Source organism: Schumannella sp. GW821-FHT10F01 (assembly GCF_058809295.1).
On sequence record NZ_JBXASM010000001.1, the window covers coordinates 49,964 to 67,021 of the forward strand.

A 17,058-nucleotide genomic window follows, 5' to 3' on the forward strand; every position below is an offset into this window, starting at 1 on the left:
ATCGCTGCGGCCACGTGCTCAGGCCTCCGGGTTCACGGGCTCGACGTCGGCGACGTCCTCGATCCACAGCTCGTCGTCCGCGCGGAGCGTCTGCCACGCCGCGTAGGCGACGGCCGCGACGGCGGCCACTCCGATGCCGAGCAGGATGAACTTGCCGGCGCCACCGCCCGAGGAGGCGGGGCGGACCGTCTTGGTCGCCTGCTTGCTGTACTTCTTCGCTGCCTTGCCGGCCTTCTTCGCGACGTCGCGCACGCGCGGGTCGCGCGCCGAGGCGAGCACGGCGAGGGTCGAGCCGACCGCGGTCGAGATCGCGGGGATCACGTCGTTCGCGACGCGGGTGCGACCCTCGTAGGCCGCGGCCCGACCGGCCTGGACGCCGCGGTCGACGCCGGGCTTGATCCGCTTGTCGTAGGCGGACATGGCCGCCGGGGCGAGGTCGCTGCGGGCGTAGTCGCCGAGCTGGCGGCGGGCCTCCTGCAGCACCTTGTTCGCGTGCTCGAGGACCTCGCGCTGCTCGTCGGCCACGGTGGCCGCGGAGCCCTTCAGCTTCTTGAACGCCCGGGCGCGCTTGCGTGTCGATGCCATTCGATGAACTCCTGTCGTCGAGGCTGCTGTTCCGGCCCATCCTTCCACGTCAGTCCGGACGGTCAACCTCGACGGGCTGGATGTCGCCTGAGAGCGCAGTGCACGCGGGCTCCGGAGAATCCCGGCCGGTCATGGCACGATATGCGCATGTCTCTCTCCACCGCTGTCGCCACCATCCACACCTCGCTCGGCGACATCCGCGTCGACCTGCTCGGCAACCACGCCCCCGCCACCGTCGCGAACTTCGTCGGCCTGGCCGACGGATCGAAGGAGTGGACGCACCCGCAGAGCGGCGAGAAGCAGACCGGGCCGCTGTACGACGGCACCGTGTTCCACCGCATCATCAAGGACTTCATGATCCAGGGTGGCGACCCCCTCGGTCAGGGCATCGGCGGTCCCGGCTACCAGTTCGACGACGAGATCCACCCCGAGCTGACCTTCAACGAGCCCTACATCCTCGCCATGGCGAACGCCGGCAAGCAGGCGGGTCGCGGCACGAACGGCTCGCAGTTCTTCATCACCACGGTCGCCACCCCCTGGCTGCAGGCGAAGCACACCATCTTCGGCATCGTCGCGGACGACGAGTCGAAGCGCGTCGTCGACGCGATCGAGGCCGTCGCGACCGACGGCCGCGACAAGCCGCTCGAGCCGGTGGTGATCCGGTCCATCGACGTGACCGAGGTGTCGTGAGCGGATTCGGCTATCCGGCGGACGCCGACGCGGATCCCTCCGTCTGCTACCGCCACCCGGACCGGCAGAGCTGGGTGCTCTGCCAGCGCTGCGGCCGCACGATCTGCCCCGAGTGCCAGATCCAGGCACCGGTCGGCGTGCAGTGCCCGGAGTGCGTTCGGGAGGCCGGAGGCAGCGTCCGCTGGACGCCGACCGTCATCTCCGGCGGCAGGTCCCGCGGCGGCTCGCAGCGCCGCAGCTCCACCCGGCGGTCGAACGCCGGCAGCGCGTTCGCCACGTTCTTCGCCTCGGGGTCCGGCCCGCACCTGAGCTGGATCATCGCGGGCACGTCGCTCGTGCTCTGGCTCGTCGGCTTCTTCACCCAGAGCCTGCCGTTCGTGCTGCTCGCCGCCTTCGACGGGATGCCCGCCTGGCAGGTCTGGCGCTACGTGACCTCATGGGCGGCGAACCCGTCGATCCCCGACGGCGGCTCGATCCTGCTGTTCCTGTTCAACATGGGGCTCTTCGCGTACTTCGGCCCCTTCATCGAGGGGCTCATCGGCCGCGCGCGCTTCGCGCTCGTGTTCGGCACGGCCGCGGTGATCGGCGCCGCGGTGGGTGTGCTCGCCGGCGGCGCGGCCTCCGGCCTCACCCCCGGGCTCTACGGCGTCTTCATCGTCTACGGCATCACGGCGATGCGGAGCGGATCGAACCCGCTGCTGCTCTGGATCCTCATGGGGTTCAACATCCTCTACACCGCGGTCGCGTACACGGCCGGGCTGCCGCAGCTCATCGGCGGACTGCTCGCCGGCGCCGGGATGTGGTGGCTGCTCGAGCGGCACTCCAGCGGTCGCCAGTCGAACACGCCCTATCTCGCGGCAGGCGGTGGTGCGGCGGTGCTGATCGTGCTCGCGACGCTCCGGCTGGTCGCGTTCGGCTGACCCGGAGCAGCAGCAGGACGTCGGATGCGCCGACCCCGAAGGGGATCGGCGCATCGTCGTCTGCGCAGTCGGCCGGCAGGGTTATCCACAGGCCCGTCCACAGTGTGGACGAATCACACGCGTGTAATTCGAGCGGAGATCAGCGCCAGCGGGTCGTCATCAGGAAGCCGATGAACATGATCCCGAAGCCGATCAGGATGTTCCACGCGCCGAGCGCGGGGATCGGGAGGGTCGTCTTCGAGACGTAGAAGACGATGATCCACACCAGGCCGATGAGCATGAACCCGAACATGATGGGCTTGAACCACACCGGGTTGGGGGCGTCGTCCCCCGAGCGCTGCTCAGCGGGCTCGGGGCGGACTCTCTCTCGGGCCATGCTCGGATTCTAGCTGACCTAGAATCGACGCCATGAGCGAGCAGGCCGAGGGGGACCGCCCGGCGCGCCCCCGCCGCCGGCTCAGCGTCATCGGCGTGGCCGGCGAGCTGCTCATCACCGCCGGCGTGCTGGTGCTGCTCTACATCGGCTGGCAGGTCTGGCTCTCCGACATCATCACCGGCAATCAGTTCTCGTCGGAGGCGCGATCGCTGTCGCAGCAGTGGGACGAGAAGGCGAAAGACGACCCGTCGCCGACTCCCACGCCGACCGACGGCACGGACGACGGCGGCGACGTGGTGCCGGTCGGCACCGCCCCGGCGAAGAACGCGGAGGTGTTCGCGGCGCTGATCATCCCGCGCTTCAACACCGCCACGGATCCCGCCTTCTACCGGCCGATCGCCCAGGGCGTCTCGAACACGCAGGTGCTGCAGCCGAAGGGCATCGGGCACTACCCGACCACCGGCATGCCCGGCGCCGTCGGCAATTTCGCCATCGCCTCCCACCGCACCTTCTACGGCGGCGCGCTCCACAACGTGCCCGACCTGCGGCTCGGCGACCACATCTACGTGGAGACGCAGGACGGCTGGTACCGGTACGGGTTCCGCAACCTGCAGTACATGCCGCCGACCGAGGTGCAGGTGCTCGAGCCGGTGCCGGAGCAGATCGGCGTCACCGCCGACGACCGCGTGATCACGATGACGACCTGCAACCCGCTGCTCTCCACGCAGGAGCGGATGGCGGCCTACGGCGTCTTCGAGCAGTTCACGCCGCGCGCCGACGGCGCTCCGAAGGAGATCGCGGCGACCGTGGCGGCGAAGGGATAGCGCATGTACGCAGCTCTCTGGCGGGTGCTCCCCGGACCCTGGTGGGTGCGGGTGCTCATCCTCGTCGTCGCGGCCGCCGCCGTGCTGACCGCTCTCGTGTACTGGGTGTTCCCGGCGATCACGCCGCTGTTCGCGCCGACCGATGTGACGGTGTCCAAGTGACCCGCATCCTCGTCGTCGACAACTACGACAGCTTCGTCTACACGCTCGACGGCTATCTGCAGCAGCTCGGCGCCGAGACCGAGGTCGTGCGCAACGACTGGATCGCCGCCGACGCGGTCGCGGACGCGATCGCCGGCTACGACGCCGTGCTGCTCTCGCCCGGCCCGGGTGCTCCCGGCGCCGCCGGCGTCTCGATCCCGATCGTCCACGCGGCGCTCGCGGCAGGGAGCCCGCTGCTCGGCGTGTGCCTCGGGCACCAGGCGATCGCGGAGGCGCTCGGCGCGACCGTGACCCACGCCGAGGAGCTCATGCACGGCAAGACGAGCGAGGTCGCGCACGACGGCAGCCCGTTCTACGAGGGGGTGCCGCAGCCGTTCCGCGCGACGCGGTACCACTCGCTCGCGGTCGTCGACGGCACCGTGCCCGACGAGCTCGAGGTCACCGCGCGCACGGCCGGCGGCGTGATCATGGGGCTGCGCCACCGCGACGCGCCCGTCTACGGCGTGCAGTTCCACCCGGAGTCGGTGCTCACGGAGGGCGGCTACCGGATGCTCGGCAACTGGCTCGCCGTCGTCGGGCTGCCGGAGGCCGCCGAGCGCGCGAAGGGGCTCAGCCCGCTGGTGCGGTGAGCTCCGCGGCCGATGGCTGAGGAGGCGCGCCAGCGCCGTCTCGAAGCCGCATGGCTGCAAGCGCGAGGCGTCGAGACGGGCGCGAGTGCGCCCTCCTCAGCCGGCGGTATCGCGCGGGATCAGGTGCCGGAGCAGTAGGTGACCTCGACGACCGTGCCCTGCGGGGTGTCGCCGACGACCGACTGCTTGCTCACGTTGCCGCCGGTGCAGCCGGGGTCCTTCACGAGCTTGACCGTGAGGCCGACATCCGTGCCCTGGATCGTCGTCGTGGCGTCCTCCGGGGTCTTGCCGGTGACGTCCGGGACGGTCGTGAGGCCGGTGGAGATCGTCAGCGTGACCTCGGAGCCGGTCTGCACGTTGCTCGTGCCCGGCGACGGGTCGCTCGAGATGACCTGGCCCTTCGGCACGGTCGGCGAGTTGGCCTCCACCGACTCCTTGTACTTCAACCCGCTGTCGGCGATGGTCTGCACCGCGACCGACTGCGTCTGGTTGATGAGGCTCGGCATCGTGATGGTCGAGGGCCCGGACGACACCCAGACGTTGATGACGGTGCCCTTCGACACCGTCTCGCCGGCCTGCGGATCGGAGCGGATGACCGTGGCCTTGTCGACGGACGAGCTCGCCTTCTCGATCTGCTGCGGATCAAGACCCTGCTTCTTGAGCTCCTTCTCCGCCGCCGCCCAGCTCTTGCCGCTCACGTCGGCGATCTTGACCGAGGCCGAGTTGATGAACCCGGTCGAGGGCTGCAGCGAGAACACCCAGAACATGACGGCGACGACGATCACGGCCATCACCGAGATGCCGCCCCAGATCCAGGCGACCGGGGGCCGCGACTGGGTCTGGCGCGGGGCGCGGTCGTCGTCGATGCTCGCGAGGCGGCGGAGCGTCTGGTCGGAGGCCGCGGTCGCGCCCGGGTTCACGCCGAACAGCGTCGCGTTGAACTCGTCGGAGCGGGCGGGGGAGCGGTCGGGCACCTTGCCGGCACCGGCGACGTCGGCCTCCGCCTTGAACTCGGCGGCGGACTGGTACCGCTCGAAGCGGTCCTTCGCGAGCGCGCGCAGCACGACCGCGTTGAGCGCCGGCGACACGGTCGGCACGACGGAGCTCGGCGGCACCGGCTCCTCGCTGAGGTGCTGGTAGGCGACGGCGACGGGGGTGTCGGCAGCGAACGGCGGACGGCCGGTGAGCAGCTCGTAGAGCACCACGCCGGTGGAGTACAGGTCGGTGCGGGCGTCGACCGCCTCGCCACGTGCCTGCTCGGGGGAGAAGTACTGAGCCGTGCCGAGGATGGCGCTGGTCTGCGCGATCGTCGCCGACGACTCCGAGATCGCACGGGCGATGCCGAAGTCCATGACCTTCACCTGGCCGTTGGAGGTGACCATGATGTTGCCCGGCTTGATGTCGCGGTGCACGACGCCCGCGCGGTGCGAGTACTCGAGCGCGGTGAGCACGCCGTCGATGATGCGAACGGCCTCCGCGGCCGGCACCGGACCCGCGGCGATGATGTCCTTGAGCAGCCGGCCCTCGATGTGCTCCATCACGATGAAGGGCACCTGCACCTCGACGCCGCTGGGATCGCGGACGGTCTCCTCGCCGGCGTCGTACACGCGCACGATCGTCGGGTGGGCCATCTTCGCGGCGGCCTGCGCCTCCTGGCGGAAGCGGGTGCGGAAGGCGGGGTCGTTCGCGAGGGAGGGCCGCAGCAGCTTCACGGCGACGCGGCGCCCCAGGCGGGCGTCGGTGCCGGAGAAGACCTCGGCCATGCCGCCGCGGCCGATGCGCTCGGCCAGCTGGTAGCGACCGGCGAGCACGCGCACGGACTCGGTCACCCGGTCGGTCACGGCGGTCTCCTCGCTCTGTCGTCGCTGGTGCGGAACCTCGCCAGTGTACCGAGCGGGAGGTAACGACAGGCTGGAGGCCGGGATCGCTCCGGGATGACCCCGAGGCGACCCCAGCGCTCCGGACCCTACGGCGTGATCGTGATCGTCGCGTTCGCGGACGCCTTGGACGAGGCGTCACCGCCGCAGACCGCGGTCACGCTCGCCGTCTGCTGGCCGGCCGTGGTCGCCTCGAGCCCGAGGGTGGTGGTCGTCGCCGGCACGGTGGTCGAGCTGCCGGGCTCGGCCTGCAGACCGCTGCTGAGCGTGATCGTGTAGTGATCGAGCGCGCGCGAGGTCGGGCAGCCGGTGTAGGCGGTCCAGTTCAGGACGAGGCTGTCGCTGTCGGCCATGCTGTAGGTGCCGGACGGCGTGAACGTCGGCGTGGCCGGCGTCGTCGTCGGGCCGGCCCACGGCTGGTAGTAGTACAGCGTGATCGTCGCGTCGGGCTCCACCGGGCCGATCGGCGAGATGCGGGTGACCGTGTTGTCCTGGCTCGGATCGGGCGCGGTGCCGGCCGGCTGGGTGCTGATCGTGAACTCGTCGCTCTTCCCCTGCAGCAGGGCCGTCGCGTCGTCGACGCTCTTGCCGACGTAGTCGCTGCCGGTGATCGTGATCCGATCGCTCGTCGGCGTCGAGCTCGGTGTCTTCGACGGCGCCGACTTCGACGGCGGCGACGAGGTCGGATCGCCCTCCCCGTTCGGCCGGATGAGGATCGCCACGACGATCGCGGCGATCGCGAGCGCGAGCACCACGATGATCGCGATGAGCGGCCAGACCCACGGGCTGCGGCGCTTGCGCTCGCCCTCGGCCGCCGGGTAGCCGGCGGTGGCCGTGGCGCCGGTGAAGCCCCCGGTCATCGTGCCGACCGGCGAGGTCAGCACGCGGGTGGCGCCGGTGGGCGCATCCGTCCCGGGGAGCAGCGCGACCGGGTTGCGGCCACCGACCCCCGGCACGGCGGCGATCGCGCCGCCGACATCGCCGCGGCGGAGCGCCTGGGCGGCGCGCGCCAGGTGCGCCGCGGTCGCGGGGCGGTCATCCGGGCGCTTCGCGATGCACGAGTAGACGAGGTTGCGCACCGGCTCCGAGATGGTGACCGGCAGCTCCGGCGGCGCCTCGTTGATCTGCGCCATCGCGATCGCGACCTGCGACTCGCCGGTGAAGGGGCGACGGCCCGCGAGGGACTCGTACGCCACGATGCCGAGCGAGTAGATGTCGGTCGACGGCGACGCGGGATGCCCGCTCGCCTGCTCCGGCGACAGGTACTGCACCGTGCCCATGACCTGCCCGGTCGCGGTCAACGGCACCTGATCGGCGATGCGCGCGATGCCGAAGTCGGTGATCTTGACGCGGCCGTCCGGCGTCATGAGCAGGTTGCCGGGCTTGATGTCGCGGTGCACGAGGCCGGCCATGTGCGCGGCCTGCAGCGCGGACGCCGTCTGCGAGACGATGTCGAGCACGCGGTCGGTGCTGAGCACGCGCTCGCGCTCGAGCACGGCGCTGAGCGCCTCGCCTGGCACGAGCTCCATCACGAGGTAGGCGCTGCCGTCCTCCTCGCCGTAGTCGTAGACGTTGGCGATGCCCTCGTGGTTCACGAGCGCGGCGTGGCGCGCCTCGGCGCGGAACCGCTCCCGGAACCCCGGGTCGCCCATGTACTCGTCCTTGAGGATCTTCAGCGCGACCGTGCGCCCGATCACCAGATCGGTCGCCTGCCAGACCTCGCCCATGCCGCCGATCGCGATCCGGGACGACAGCTGGTACCGGCCTCCGAAGGTCAGTCCACTGCTCGGCCTCATCGGCTCACCACCGCCTCCATCACCTTCTTGGCGATCGGCGCAGCGAGCCGATTGCCGAACGAGTTCTGTCCCTGACCGCCGCCGTTCTCGAGCACGACCGCGACCGCCACCTTCGGGTTCTGCGCGGGGGCGAACCCGGTGAACCAGAGCGTGTACGGATCGCTCTTGCCGTTCTCGGCCGTGCCGGTCTTGCCGGCGACATCGATCCCGTCGATTCTCGCATTGCTGGCGGCGCCGTTGGCGACGTCGGCGATCATCATCGTGGTCATCGCGGCTGCCGTCTCCTCGCTCATGGCCTTGCTGTACTGGGTCGCCTGGAACGTCTGCAGCGGCTGGAGGTCGCTGCTCGTCACGCTCTGGATCAGGTTCGGCGTCATCAGGGAGCCTCCGTTGGCGACCGCGGCCGACACCATCGCCATCTGCAGCGGCGTCACGCGGTCGCTCGCCTGGCCGAAGGACGACAGCATCGTCTGCGCTTCGCTGTCGTTCTCGGGGTACTGGCTCGGCGTGACCCGCATCGGGATGCGCAGGTCCTTGTCGCCGAAGCCGAACTTCTCCGCCTGCGAGCGGATCGCGTCCTGCCCGATCGCGGCGCCGAGCTGGGCGAACGGGATGTTGCAGCTGAGCCGCAGCGCGGTCGCGATCGACGCCTGGTCGCCGCCGCCGCAGGCCCCGCCCTCCGCGTTGTTGATCACCGAGCTGGTGCCGGGCAGCTGGAACGTCGCCGGGTTCGGGAACGCGCTGTCGGGCGTGTAGTCGCCGCTCTCGAGCGCGGCGGTCGCGACGACGAGCTTGAACGTCGAGCCGGGCGCGTAGAGGTCGCCGCCGATGGCGCGGTTCACGAGCGGCTTCAGCGGGTCGTCGAGCAGCGACTGGTAGGTCGCGTTCGCGGTCTTCGTGTCGTGCACGGCGAGCGTGTTCGGGTCGTACGACGGCTTCGACACCATGGCGAGGATGCGGCCGGTCGACGGCTCGATCGCGACGACCGCGCCGCGCTGGTCGCCGAGCGCATCCCAGGCGGTCTGCTGCAGGGCGGGGTCGATCGTGAGCTGCACGTCGGCGCCGCGCGCGTCCTGGCCGGTGATGATCTGGTTCACGCGCTGCAGGAACTGCGAGCTGCCGGTGCCGGCGAGGTCCTGGTTGAGCGCGCCCTCGACGCCGCGCGGCTCGCCGAACAGCACGGTGTAGCCGGTGACGGGCGCGTAGAGCGGCCCGTTCGCGTAGACGCGCTGGAACTTGTAGACGTCGTCGACCGGGGTGCTCGTCACGATGCGCGTCGAGCCGGCGGAGATGTCGCCGCGCTGGGTCGAGAAGCTGGCGTAGAGCGTGCGCGTATTGCGGCCGTCGGCCTTGAGGTTGTCGCTCTGCAGCGCCTGGATGATCGTGGTCGAGCCGAACAGCGTGAGGAACATCAGCACCACGACGACGCTGACCCGGCGGAGCTCCTTGGTCATGCGGTCACCTCCTGGTCGCGGATGGTGTCCGAGAGCCGCAGCAGCAGCGCGACGATGATCCAGTTCGCCACCAGCGAGGAGCCGCCGGCCGCGAGGAACGGCGTCGTGAGGCCGGTGAGCGGGATGACCCGGGTGACGCCGCCGATGACGATGAACACCTGCAGCGCGATGACGAAGCTGAGGCCGACGGCGAGCATCCGGCCGAAGTCGTCCGTGCCGCGGTAGCCGATCCGCAGGCCGCGCGAGACGAGCAGCAGGTACAGGCCGAGGATGGCGAACAGGCCGATGAGGCCGAGCTCCTCGCCGAGGCTGGCGACGATGTAGTCGCTGTAGCCCAGCGGGGTGATGTCGGGGCGGCCCTGGCCGAGGCCGGTGCCGGCGAGTCCGCCGTCCGCCATGCCGAACAGCCCCTGCACCTGCTGGTAGCTGCCGCCGAACTGCTTGTCGTAGTTCTCGTCGCTGAACGCGTCGAGCCAGCCGTCGAAGCGCGCCTGCACGTAGCTGAGCAGGCGGCTCGCGAGCAGCGCCCCGCCGACGAACAGCGCCAGCCCGAGCAGCACCCAGCTGAGCCGCGCCGTCGCGACGTAGATCATCACGAGGAACAGGCCGAAGTAGAGCAGCGCGGTGCCGAGGTCGCGCTGGAACACGAGCACCGCCATCGCGGCGGCCCAGATCACGAGGATCGGGCCGAGGTCGCGCACGCGCGGGAAGCGCACCCCCAGGAAGGTGCGGCCCACCATCGACAGCGAGTCGCGTGCCGTCACCAGGTAGCCGGCGAAGAACACGGCGAGGGCGATCTTCGCGAGCTCGCCCGGCTGGAACGAGAACCCGCCGATGTGGATCCAGACGCGGGCGCCGTTGATGTTCTGCCCGATGCCCGGGAGCATCGGCAGCAGGAGCAGCACGAGCCCGGTGAACATCGCGATGTAGCGGTAGCGCTGCAGGATGCGGTGGTTGCGGAACGCGACGAGCACGACGAACGCGATGATCATCGCCATCGCCGTCCAGACGATCTGCTTGACGCCGCGCGCGTCCCAGCCGACGAGGTCCTTCGCGATGTCGATGCGCGCGATCTCGGCGATGCCGATGCCGTTGAGCAGCACCGCGATCGGCAGCAGCAGCGGGTCCGCCTCCGGCGCGGTGATGCGCAGGATGACGTGGCCGATCAGCCCGAGCACGCCGAGGGCCGTCACGAGGCCGAGCATGCCCTGGTCGATGGTGCCGGTCGCCCCGACCTCGACGAGCGCCATGGCCGCCACGGACAGGCCGATCGCGAACAGCAGGAGCGCGAGCTCGGCGTTGCGGCGGCGCGCGGGCCGGCGCAGCTTCAGCGTGATCGTGGTGGTGAAGCTCGTCACGCTCTGGGCGGCGGTGCTCATCAGCCGCCGGCGCCCGGGTCCGGAGTCGCGGTCGGGGTGGGGGTCGGCGTCGCGGTCGAGCCGGAGCCCGTGCCGGTGTCCTCCGTGCCGTTCGCCGCGAGCCGGCTCAGCCGGTCGACGATCGCGCGCGCGTCGCTGAAGTCCTCGGCATTGATGGTGTGCCGCACCGAGTCGCGCTGCGACTCCGGCAGCGCCGACAGCTCGATCGAGGTCGTCTGCTTGACCGTCGAGAGCGAGATCGGGCCGATGTTCTGCTGCACGCCCTGGTAGACCGCCACGCGCCCGTCGCTCTCGCCGACGAAGTAGCGCGACTGCGTCCACTGGTAGCCGAGCAGCACCGCGCCCGCGATGGCGAGCGCCGCGACGGCGACCATGCTGAGCCAGACCGCGCGGCGTCGGCGGGCGCGGCGCTTGTCCTCCTCGATGAGCTCGTCGAGGTAGTCGTCGCTCTCCGGCTCGAAGTGCGAGGGGTCGGGCTGGGTCGCCTTGAGCGGATGCAGCAGCAGGGTCGGCAGCCGCAGCGGACGCCGCGTGCTCTCGCCCTCGAAGCGGAGCGGGATCGCGGCCGAGCCGACGAAGCGGGGCGGATGCGGCACGCCCGGCCCGCCGTCGACGTCGAGCAGCACGACCGTCACGTTGTCGGGGGCGCCGTGGTCGAGCGCCTCCTTCACGAGCCGGTACGCCGCCTGCTCCGCGCCCGGGACGCCCTCGAGCACCGCGGCCAGGCGGTCCTCCGGCACGTAGCTCGAGAGGCCGTCGGAGCAGACCAGCCAGCGATCGCCCGGCTTCGTGTCCATGACGCGGGTGTCGACCTCGGGTGCCGCGTCGACGTCGCCGAGCACGCGCATGAGCACGGACCGGCGCGGATGCACCGCGGCCTCCTCCGGCGTGATGCGGCCGCTGTCGACCAGGCGCTGCACGAACGTATGGTCGGCCGACATCTGCTCGAGCTCGCCGTCGCGCCAGCGGTAGACGCGCGAGTCGCCGATGTGCGCCATGACGATCTCGTCGCCGACGCGGGCGATCGCACTGACCGTGGTGCCCATGCCGGTGAGCTCGGAGTGCTCGAACACCGTCTCGGCGAGCAGCTGGTTCGCGGCGATGAGGGCCGACTGCAGCGCGAACTCGGCATCGGAGGCGGAGGTGAACACCTGGTCCGCCTCGGCGATGCGCTTCGCGGCGATCGCGGAGGCGACGTCGCCGCCCGCGTGGCCGCCCACCCCGTCGGCCACGAAGAAGAGGTGCGCGCCGACGTAGCCCGAGTCCTGGTTGTTGGACCGGATCTTGCCGACGTGCGAGACCGCGGCGCTGGTGGGCGTGACCATCGCGGCTACCGGTGCAGCTCGAAGGTCGTCTGCCCGATCCGCACCGGGGTGCCGAGCGGCACCGGGGTCGGCACCGTCACGCGGTCGCCGCCCACGAACGTGCCATTCGTCGAGTCTAGGTCTTGCACCACCCACTCGTCGTTCCAGAGCATGAGGCGCGCGTGATGCGTCGAGGTGTAGTCGTCGCGGATCACGAGGCCGGACTCGCTGGACCGCCCGATGGTGAGCTCGCCGGCCGGCAGGTCGAGCTCCATGCCCTGGCGCGGTCCCTCGGTGATGACGAGGTGTCGCGCGGTGCGCTCGGAGGCGAGCGGCCGCGGTGCCGCGATCTGCTCGGTCTCGAGGGCGACGGCGGTGCCGCCGGCCATCGAGGCGGCGCCGGCGGCGACGGCTCCGGCCGGAGCGCCCGCTCCCGCGGGGAAGGCGCTCGCCGCATCGCCCTTCGCCTTGCGCGCGCGCGTGCCGAACAGGTCGGAGCGCAGCGTGTAGACGATCACGAAGACGAACACCCAGATCAGCACCAGGAACCCCAGGCGCAGCAGGAGGAGGGTCAGCTCGCTCATCGGCGCGACCCCCGGGCGTCATCGGAGCGGGCGAGCACCCGGAACACGATGCGCGTGCGCCCGATCTCGATCACGCTGTCGGGCTCGAGCGGCGAGTGGCTCAGCGGCTGGCCGTTGAGGCGCGTGCCGTTCGTGGAGCCGAGGTCGCGCACCTCGGCGCGGGTGCCGTTCCACAGCACCTCGACGTGCTTGCGGGAGGCGCCGGTGTCGTCGATCGTGACGTCGGCCTCGCTGCCGCGGCCGAGCACGGTGCGGGAGCGGCGGATCTCGTGCCGCACGCCGTTGACGTCGAGCACGGGGGTCCAGGTGACCGAGCCCTTCACGGCCTCCGAGTCGATGCGCACGACGCCCTCGCCGAGCGCGTCGTCGCGCTGGAGGGAGATGTCGATGCCGCCGGCGAACGCGTAGCGCTGCGCCACGGCGTGCTGCTGCACGAGCTGCGTGAACTCGTCGACGAGCGTCGGGCCGAGGCCGGTCATCCGCTCGTAGTCGCCGGGCGCGAGGCGCACGGTGAACCGGTTCGGCACGAGGATGCGGTCGCGCGCCATGACGGCGGCCTTCGTGTCGAGCTCCCGGCGGAGGGCGGCCGTGACCTCCAGCGGCTGGAGACCGCTCTTGAAGGTCTTCGCGAACGCGCCGTTCACGACGCGTTCGAGGCCCTTCTCGAAGCTGTCGAGAATCCCCACGCAAGCTTCCTCTCGGCCGGACAGGTCGTGACGATGCTAGCCGTCACACCTCGGATATCCCGCGGCGGCGGGTCAGCCTGCAGGCTGATCTCCCTGATGGCGGGCTGGATGAGGTGCCGCCGGGGTGCTCCGGGGCGCTCTCGGGGTGCGCGGGCGGGGGCATCCGGCCCGTTCCGGCGCTCGCGGACGGATACGCCTGGCCGGAAGCGCCGGAACCCTCCGGGATGCGGCGGTCGGCCCCGCGGTCGGCCTCGTCGCGAGCGCGGTCGTCGGCCTGAGGAGGGGCATCCGCTGTGGTAATCTCGCACGGTTGTCGTGGGAACACGGCACGCGCGCGAGTGGCGGAATTGGCAGACGCGCTGGCTTCAGGTGCCAGTGCCCGCAAGGGCGTGGGGGTTCAAGTCCCCCCTCGCGCACATCGATGGGCTGTATACGTTTTAGAACAGTGTCTACATACGTTTTACAGCCTCGATGAAGGGTCTCGGACGGTGTCCGGGGCCCTTCTTCGTTGCTCAGATGGCTGCGCCGGCCTCGATGTAGCCGCGGTTCTGTTCGTGCCAGATCGCGGGGTCCCGCCAGGCCGGGTCAGGGGCGGCGCCGATCATGCCCCACATGCGCGCCGCGTACCAGGCGAGTGCGATCGACGCCGCTCGGGTCAGCTCGCGGTCCGCGCACACCGGCAGGCCGTATACGCGGCGGTGCTCGGCCATCTGGCCGACCATGTCGTGCCAGCCGGGGTGGGCGGGATTGGAGTTGAGGATCTGCGGGTAGGCCGCGTCGAAGACCCAGGGCATGCGGCACGGCTCGAAGTCGATGAGCAGTGCGGGCGCGCGCTCCGGTGCCGGCGCACGCATCAGCACGTTCGCCATGTGCAGATCGCCGTGGCAGATCTCGACGCCGCAGACCGCCGTGATGAAGTCCCAGTCGTCCGGGAGCCGCCGGAGGAGCGTGTCGACGGGGCCCGGAGCGTCGCGGTCCGCGGCGGTCGTGATCCAGCCCCGCACGTCGTCCATGGTCAGTTCGGACGCCGGTGCCGGGTCGATGGTGCGGGCGATCCGCTGGAACCGCGCACCGGCATCCATCAGCAGCCCGAACTCGGCGCCGCCCCAGCCGGGGTGCAGACCGCCCGGGAGCCGCTCCATGAGTACCCAGCCGATGTCGGTGCCGCCGAGGCGATCCCCGGTGGCGAGCACGGGCGGCGCGAGGGTGGGGTCGCGATCCGCGACCGCCCGGCTCCAGAAGCGCTGAGAGGCGGAGACCCCGACCTTGAGGAGAGCGGGGACATCGGGCTCTGGCCAGCGGCCGCTGTAGTAGAGGCTGGTGGCGCCCCACGGGATCGCCTGCGAGGCCGGCCCGGCGAGGTCGGCGAGGGCCGGCTCCTGCTCGATGAGTCGCAGGATCCGCGCAGCGACCTCGGGCCCACGTTGGATTCTCCCGGCTTCATCCGTGAGCTCCATCAGTGCTCCGGGCGCGCGGCCGCGAGCAGGTAGGCCGCGGGCAGCCGTGCGGCGGCCGAGCCGAGGCCGGGATACAGGTCTTCGTCTGCTTCCTCGACAAGCATCCGGATGACCAGTCCCGCACCGACGAGTGCGGAGACGACGCGTCCGATGCTCCAGACGAAGCTGCGGGGCGCGACGGTGTCGAACTTTCGCTCGCGCGTCACGCTCGGAGCCTTGAGTGGATCGGGGTACCCGTCCCGGGCTGGTGAGAGGTAGTCGCCGATCACATCGAGGCGTCTGGGGCCTCCGACTCTCAGCACCTCCCACAGCGGATGGTGCTCGTGGATCACCACGACGCCACCGGACACGAGTCGATGACTCAGATCGTCCGCCCATGCGTCGATGTCGGGCACCCAGCAGATACCGCCGGCCGAGATGAAGATCACGTCGAACCCGGTGAGCTCCTCAAGCCGCATCATGTCGCGCTCGATGAAGTCGATGCTCAGTCCCAGCGCGGCCGCCTTGGCGCGGCCGGTAGCGAGGTGCGATGGGGCGAGATCGACCGCAGTGACGTCAGCGCCGAGTCGTGCGAAGGAGATCGCCTCGTCTCCCACGGCGCAGGCCAGCTGGAGGACGCGACGGCCCGCGACGTCACCGACAGCCGCCAGTTCTGCATCCGTGAGCGCGGAGCCGCCGGACTTGAAGAAGTCGACCGGCTCGCCCCGTCGGAATGGGGCCAGCGCCTCCCAGTACTCGGCGTTGCGCCGTACGACGTCTCCGGGAGAGGACATGGCCCGACCATACGTGCCGGTGGAAGCCCGGCATCGGCCGGCGCTCCGGCTGTCGCCTCAGAACAGTGCGAGGGCGTCCGGCAGCTGGGCGAGGCCCTCCGCCTCGAAGACGGCGTCGTCCACTTGACGGGCCCAGACCGCGGTTCCGATCGCCTCCCGCAGCAGCATCATCCGCCACCGGTCGGGGTCGCGTGGATCCCCTCCGTACCCGGCTACGAAGGCCTCCTCGGTCGCGGGCTCCGCGCGCCAGTGACGCACGGCGATCCGCTGGAGGTCGGTGGCGGCGGGGCGCCAGTCGAACCGGCCGAAGTCGATGACGCGCACACGGTCGCCGTCGATGAGCCAGTTGCGCGGTTGCCAGTCGCCATGGGTCGGGACCGCTTCGACGGGACGGGCGGGGTCGGCCGTGTGTACGCCACGTTCGCCCGGGTGCTCGCGCCACCGGATGCGCGATCCGCGACGAGCACGAGACCCTGACCTCGCTGCCGATCGAGTCGCGCCGGACCCGCCCGCGGCAGCCCGAGCTCAGTGCTTGTAGTGCCCGGTCGCCTTGGCCAGGAGCAGCTGGGCGCCGCGTTCGTCGGCCGTCGCCAGGCGGGCGACGAGGCGCTCGGCCGCGGCGCCGCGCAGCACGGTCACCACCCGTCCGCCCCGCGAGATCCGCACCTCGCCGGATGCCGTGACCCTCGCATCGAAGGGGTCGGCGTCCAGCCGTCCTCGCGCATCCACGTCGCCCATCCGCGCGACGCTACTCGAACTCGGCGATGGCGGTCACGTGCGCGGTCGCCATGGCGAGGCGCTTGCGCCACTCCCGCGGATCGTGGTCGCGGCGGTCCGCGTCGTCGCCGAAGTCGCGTCCGTCGAGGAAGCGGATGCCGTCCCCCTCGAACCAGCCCACCGCGCCGCCCCGCGAGGCCACGAGCATCGGCCAGGTCACGTCGTTCGAGATCGTGATCTCCCGGCTGTGCTCGACGATCATCCGGGCGGCGTCGCGGGTCATCAGGCGCATCGCGATCATGAGATCCCAACGCTCGTCGAGGCCGTTCGCCAGCCCGTACACGTGGTTGACCAGCTCCTCGGTGCGTCGCAGCCGCTCCGGCGCCTCCTGCATCGCGCTCGGCGAGCGCCCGATGACCACGAGGTCGTGGCCGCGCTCGGCGAGACAGGCCTCCACCTCGGCTCGCGACGTGCTCAGCCAGCGCAGGATGTGGTCCAGGTCGGAGTAGAGAAGCCGGGCGCTGTCGCTCCGCAGCCCGAGTGCGAGCGCATCCTTCCTCGCCGTGCCGATCCCGACCGTGCCGGCACCGTGCTCGCCGAGGAGGATCGGCAGGTCGAGCGCACGCAGCGCCGCGACGGTGGCCGGGTGCGTCTCCGCGGTGACGTTGACCGCGAGCGATCCGAAGACGTCCGCGACGAGGCGGCCAGTGCGCTCGATCCCCGCCGCGTACCGGCCCAGCGGGTCGTGACAGGTGGCCGCGAGACAGGTGTCACGCGAGTCGGTCATCGACTCCTCCGCTCCCCGCGTCCGTGTGCCGGGTCGGCCCGGCCGCATCGGTCCTGTC

General features: G+C 71.0%; 19 protein-coding genes and 1 tRNA gene. 6 read left to right on the forward strand and 14 right to left on the reverse strand.

Annotated features, from left to right (window positions below; all coding sequences use genetic code 11):
* Window positions 1-18: 18 nt before the first annotated feature.
* Entirely contained in the window at window positions 19-585 is a 567-nt protein-coding gene (locus AC1RSJ_RS00275; protein ID WP_493116304.1) for a DNA helicase, read from the reverse strand.
* A gap of 147 nt (window positions 586-732) precedes the next feature.
* Between AC1RSJ_RS00275 and AC1RSJ_RS00280 the strand changes: the two genes are divergently transcribed.
* Window positions 733-1,275, forward strand: a complete 543-nt coding sequence (locus AC1RSJ_RS00280) for a peptidylprolyl isomerase (RefSeq protein WP_493116306.1) — start codon at window positions 733-735, stop codon at window positions 1,273-1,275.
* Window positions 1,272-2,195, forward strand: coding sequence for a hypothetical protein (locus AC1RSJ_RS00285; protein ID WP_493116308.1), 924 nt, complete (start codon window positions 1,272-1,274; stop codon window positions 2,193-2,195). The genes AC1RSJ_RS00280 and AC1RSJ_RS00285 overlap by 4 nt, the downstream gene beginning before the upstream one ends.
* Before the next feature lie 139 nt (window positions 2,196-2,334).
* On the opposite strand, the gene AC1RSJ_RS00290 is transcribed toward AC1RSJ_RS00285, so the two are convergent.
* Window positions 2,335-2,571: a cell division protein CrgA gene (locus tag AC1RSJ_RS00290; RefSeq protein WP_493116310.1), complete on the reverse strand. Its 237-nt coding sequence runs from the start codon at window positions 2,569-2,571 to the stop codon at window positions 2,335-2,337.
* Between the two features lie 32 nt (window positions 2,572-2,603).
* On the opposite strand from AC1RSJ_RS00290, the gene AC1RSJ_RS00295 reads away from it, so the two are divergent.
* The 3 genes from AC1RSJ_RS00295 to AC1RSJ_RS00305 are packed head-to-tail and all read left to right on the forward strand — an operon-like array spanning window position 2,604 to window position 4,186.
* Window positions 2,604-3,395 (forward strand): class E sortase, encoded by a 792-nt coding sequence (locus tag AC1RSJ_RS00295; RefSeq protein WP_493116312.1) that lies wholly within the window; start codon window positions 2,604-2,606, stop codon window positions 3,393-3,395.
* Between the two features lie 3 nt (window positions 3,396-3,398).
* Window positions 3,399-3,557: a hypothetical protein gene (locus AC1RSJ_RS00300; protein WP_493116314.1), complete on the forward strand. Its 159-nt coding sequence runs from the start codon at window positions 3,399-3,401 to the stop codon at window positions 3,555-3,557.
* Window positions 3,554-4,186, forward strand: a complete 633-nt coding sequence (locus AC1RSJ_RS00305) for an anthranilate synthase component II (RefSeq protein WP_493116316.1) — start codon at window positions 3,554-3,556, stop codon at window positions 4,184-4,186. The genes AC1RSJ_RS00300 and AC1RSJ_RS00305 overlap by 4 nt, the downstream gene beginning before the upstream one ends.
* A 119-nt stretch (window positions 4,187-4,305) precedes the next feature.
* Here the strand turns inward: AC1RSJ_RS00305 and pknB are convergent, their stop codons facing one another.
* From pknB to AC1RSJ_RS00340, 7 genes are all read right to left on the reverse strand, one after another.
* The gene (gene pknB / locus AC1RSJ_RS00310; RefSeq protein ID WP_493116318.1) at window positions 4,306-6,027 is read right to left on the reverse strand and encodes a Stk1 family PASTA domain-containing Ser/Thr kinase; all 1,722 of its coding nucleotides are present in this window, start codon (window positions 6,025-6,027) and stop codon (window positions 4,306-4,308) included.
* A 125-nt stretch (window positions 6,028-6,152) separates the two neighbouring features.
* Complete coding sequence (locus tag AC1RSJ_RS00315) at window positions 6,153-7,859, reverse strand: serine/threonine protein kinase (protein WP_493116320.1); 1,707 nt, start codon at window positions 7,857-7,859, stop codon at window positions 6,153-6,155.
* The gene (locus tag AC1RSJ_RS00320; RefSeq protein ID WP_493116321.1) at window positions 7,856-9,313 is read right to left on the reverse strand and encodes a peptidoglycan D,D-transpeptidase FtsI family protein; all 1,458 of its coding nucleotides are present in this window, start codon (window positions 9,311-9,313) and stop codon (window positions 7,856-7,858) included. Before AC1RSJ_RS00320 ends, AC1RSJ_RS00315 begins: the two co-directional genes overlap by 4 nt.
* The gene (locus tag AC1RSJ_RS00325) at window positions 9,310-10,692 is read right to left on the reverse strand and encodes an FtsW/RodA/SpoVE family cell cycle protein (RefSeq protein WP_493116322.1); all 1,383 of its coding nucleotides are present in this window, start codon (window positions 10,690-10,692) and stop codon (window positions 9,310-9,312) included. Before AC1RSJ_RS00325 ends, AC1RSJ_RS00320 begins: the two co-directional genes overlap by 4 nt.
* Complete coding sequence (locus tag AC1RSJ_RS00330) at window positions 10,692-12,017, reverse strand: PP2C family protein-serine/threonine phosphatase (protein ID WP_493116323.1); 1,326 nt, start codon at window positions 12,015-12,017, stop codon at window positions 10,692-10,694. Before AC1RSJ_RS00330 ends, AC1RSJ_RS00325 begins: the two co-directional genes overlap by 1 nt.
* Window positions 12,018-12,022: 5 nt before the next feature.
* Window positions 12,023-12,580: an FHA domain-containing protein FhaB/FipA gene (locus tag AC1RSJ_RS00335; RefSeq protein WP_493116324.1), complete on the reverse strand. Its 558-nt coding sequence runs from the start codon at window positions 12,578-12,580 to the stop codon at window positions 12,023-12,025.
* A complete protein-coding gene (locus tag AC1RSJ_RS00340; RefSeq protein WP_493116325.1) occupies window positions 12,577-13,266 on the reverse strand; it encodes an FHA domain-containing protein in 690 nt (229 codons plus the stop codon). Before AC1RSJ_RS00340 ends, AC1RSJ_RS00335 begins: the two co-directional genes overlap by 4 nt.
* 332 nt (window positions 13,267-13,598) lie before the next feature.
* Between AC1RSJ_RS00340 and AC1RSJ_RS00345 the strand changes: the two genes are divergently transcribed.
* Window positions 13,599-13,682: transfer RNA gene (locus tag AC1RSJ_RS00345), tRNA-Leu, on the forward strand.
* A gap of 96 nt (window positions 13,683-13,778) precedes the next feature.
* On the opposite strand, the gene AC1RSJ_RS00350 is transcribed toward AC1RSJ_RS00345, so the two are convergent.
* From AC1RSJ_RS00350 to AC1RSJ_RS00370, 5 genes are all read right to left on the reverse strand, one after another.
* Window positions 13,779-14,723, reverse strand: coding sequence for an aminoglycoside phosphotransferase family protein (locus tag AC1RSJ_RS00350; protein WP_493116326.1), 945 nt, complete (start codon window positions 14,721-14,723; stop codon window positions 13,779-13,781).
* Window positions 14,723-15,496 (reverse strand): class I SAM-dependent methyltransferase, encoded by a 774-nt coding sequence (locus AC1RSJ_RS00355; protein WP_493116327.1) that lies wholly within the window; start codon window positions 15,494-15,496, stop codon window positions 14,723-14,725. Before AC1RSJ_RS00355 ends, AC1RSJ_RS00350 begins: the two co-directional genes overlap by 1 nt.
* A gap of 57 nt (window positions 15,497-15,553) precedes the next feature.
* Window positions 15,554-15,943: a phosphotransferase family protein gene (locus tag AC1RSJ_RS00360; RefSeq protein WP_493116835.1), complete on the reverse strand. Its 390-nt coding sequence runs from the start codon at window positions 15,941-15,943 to the stop codon at window positions 15,554-15,556.
* Between the two features lie 78 nt (window positions 15,944-16,021).
* Entirely contained in the window at window positions 16,022-16,234 is a 213-nt protein-coding gene (locus AC1RSJ_RS00365; protein WP_493116328.1) for a hypothetical protein, read from the reverse strand.
* A gap of 10 nt (window positions 16,235-16,244) precedes the next feature.
* On the reverse strand, window positions 16,245-17,000 hold the full coding sequence (locus AC1RSJ_RS00370; RefSeq protein ID WP_493116329.1) for a hypothetical protein: 756 nt from the start codon (window positions 16,998-17,000) through the stop codon (window positions 16,245-16,247).
* Window positions 17,001-17,058 lie beyond the last annotated feature (58 nt).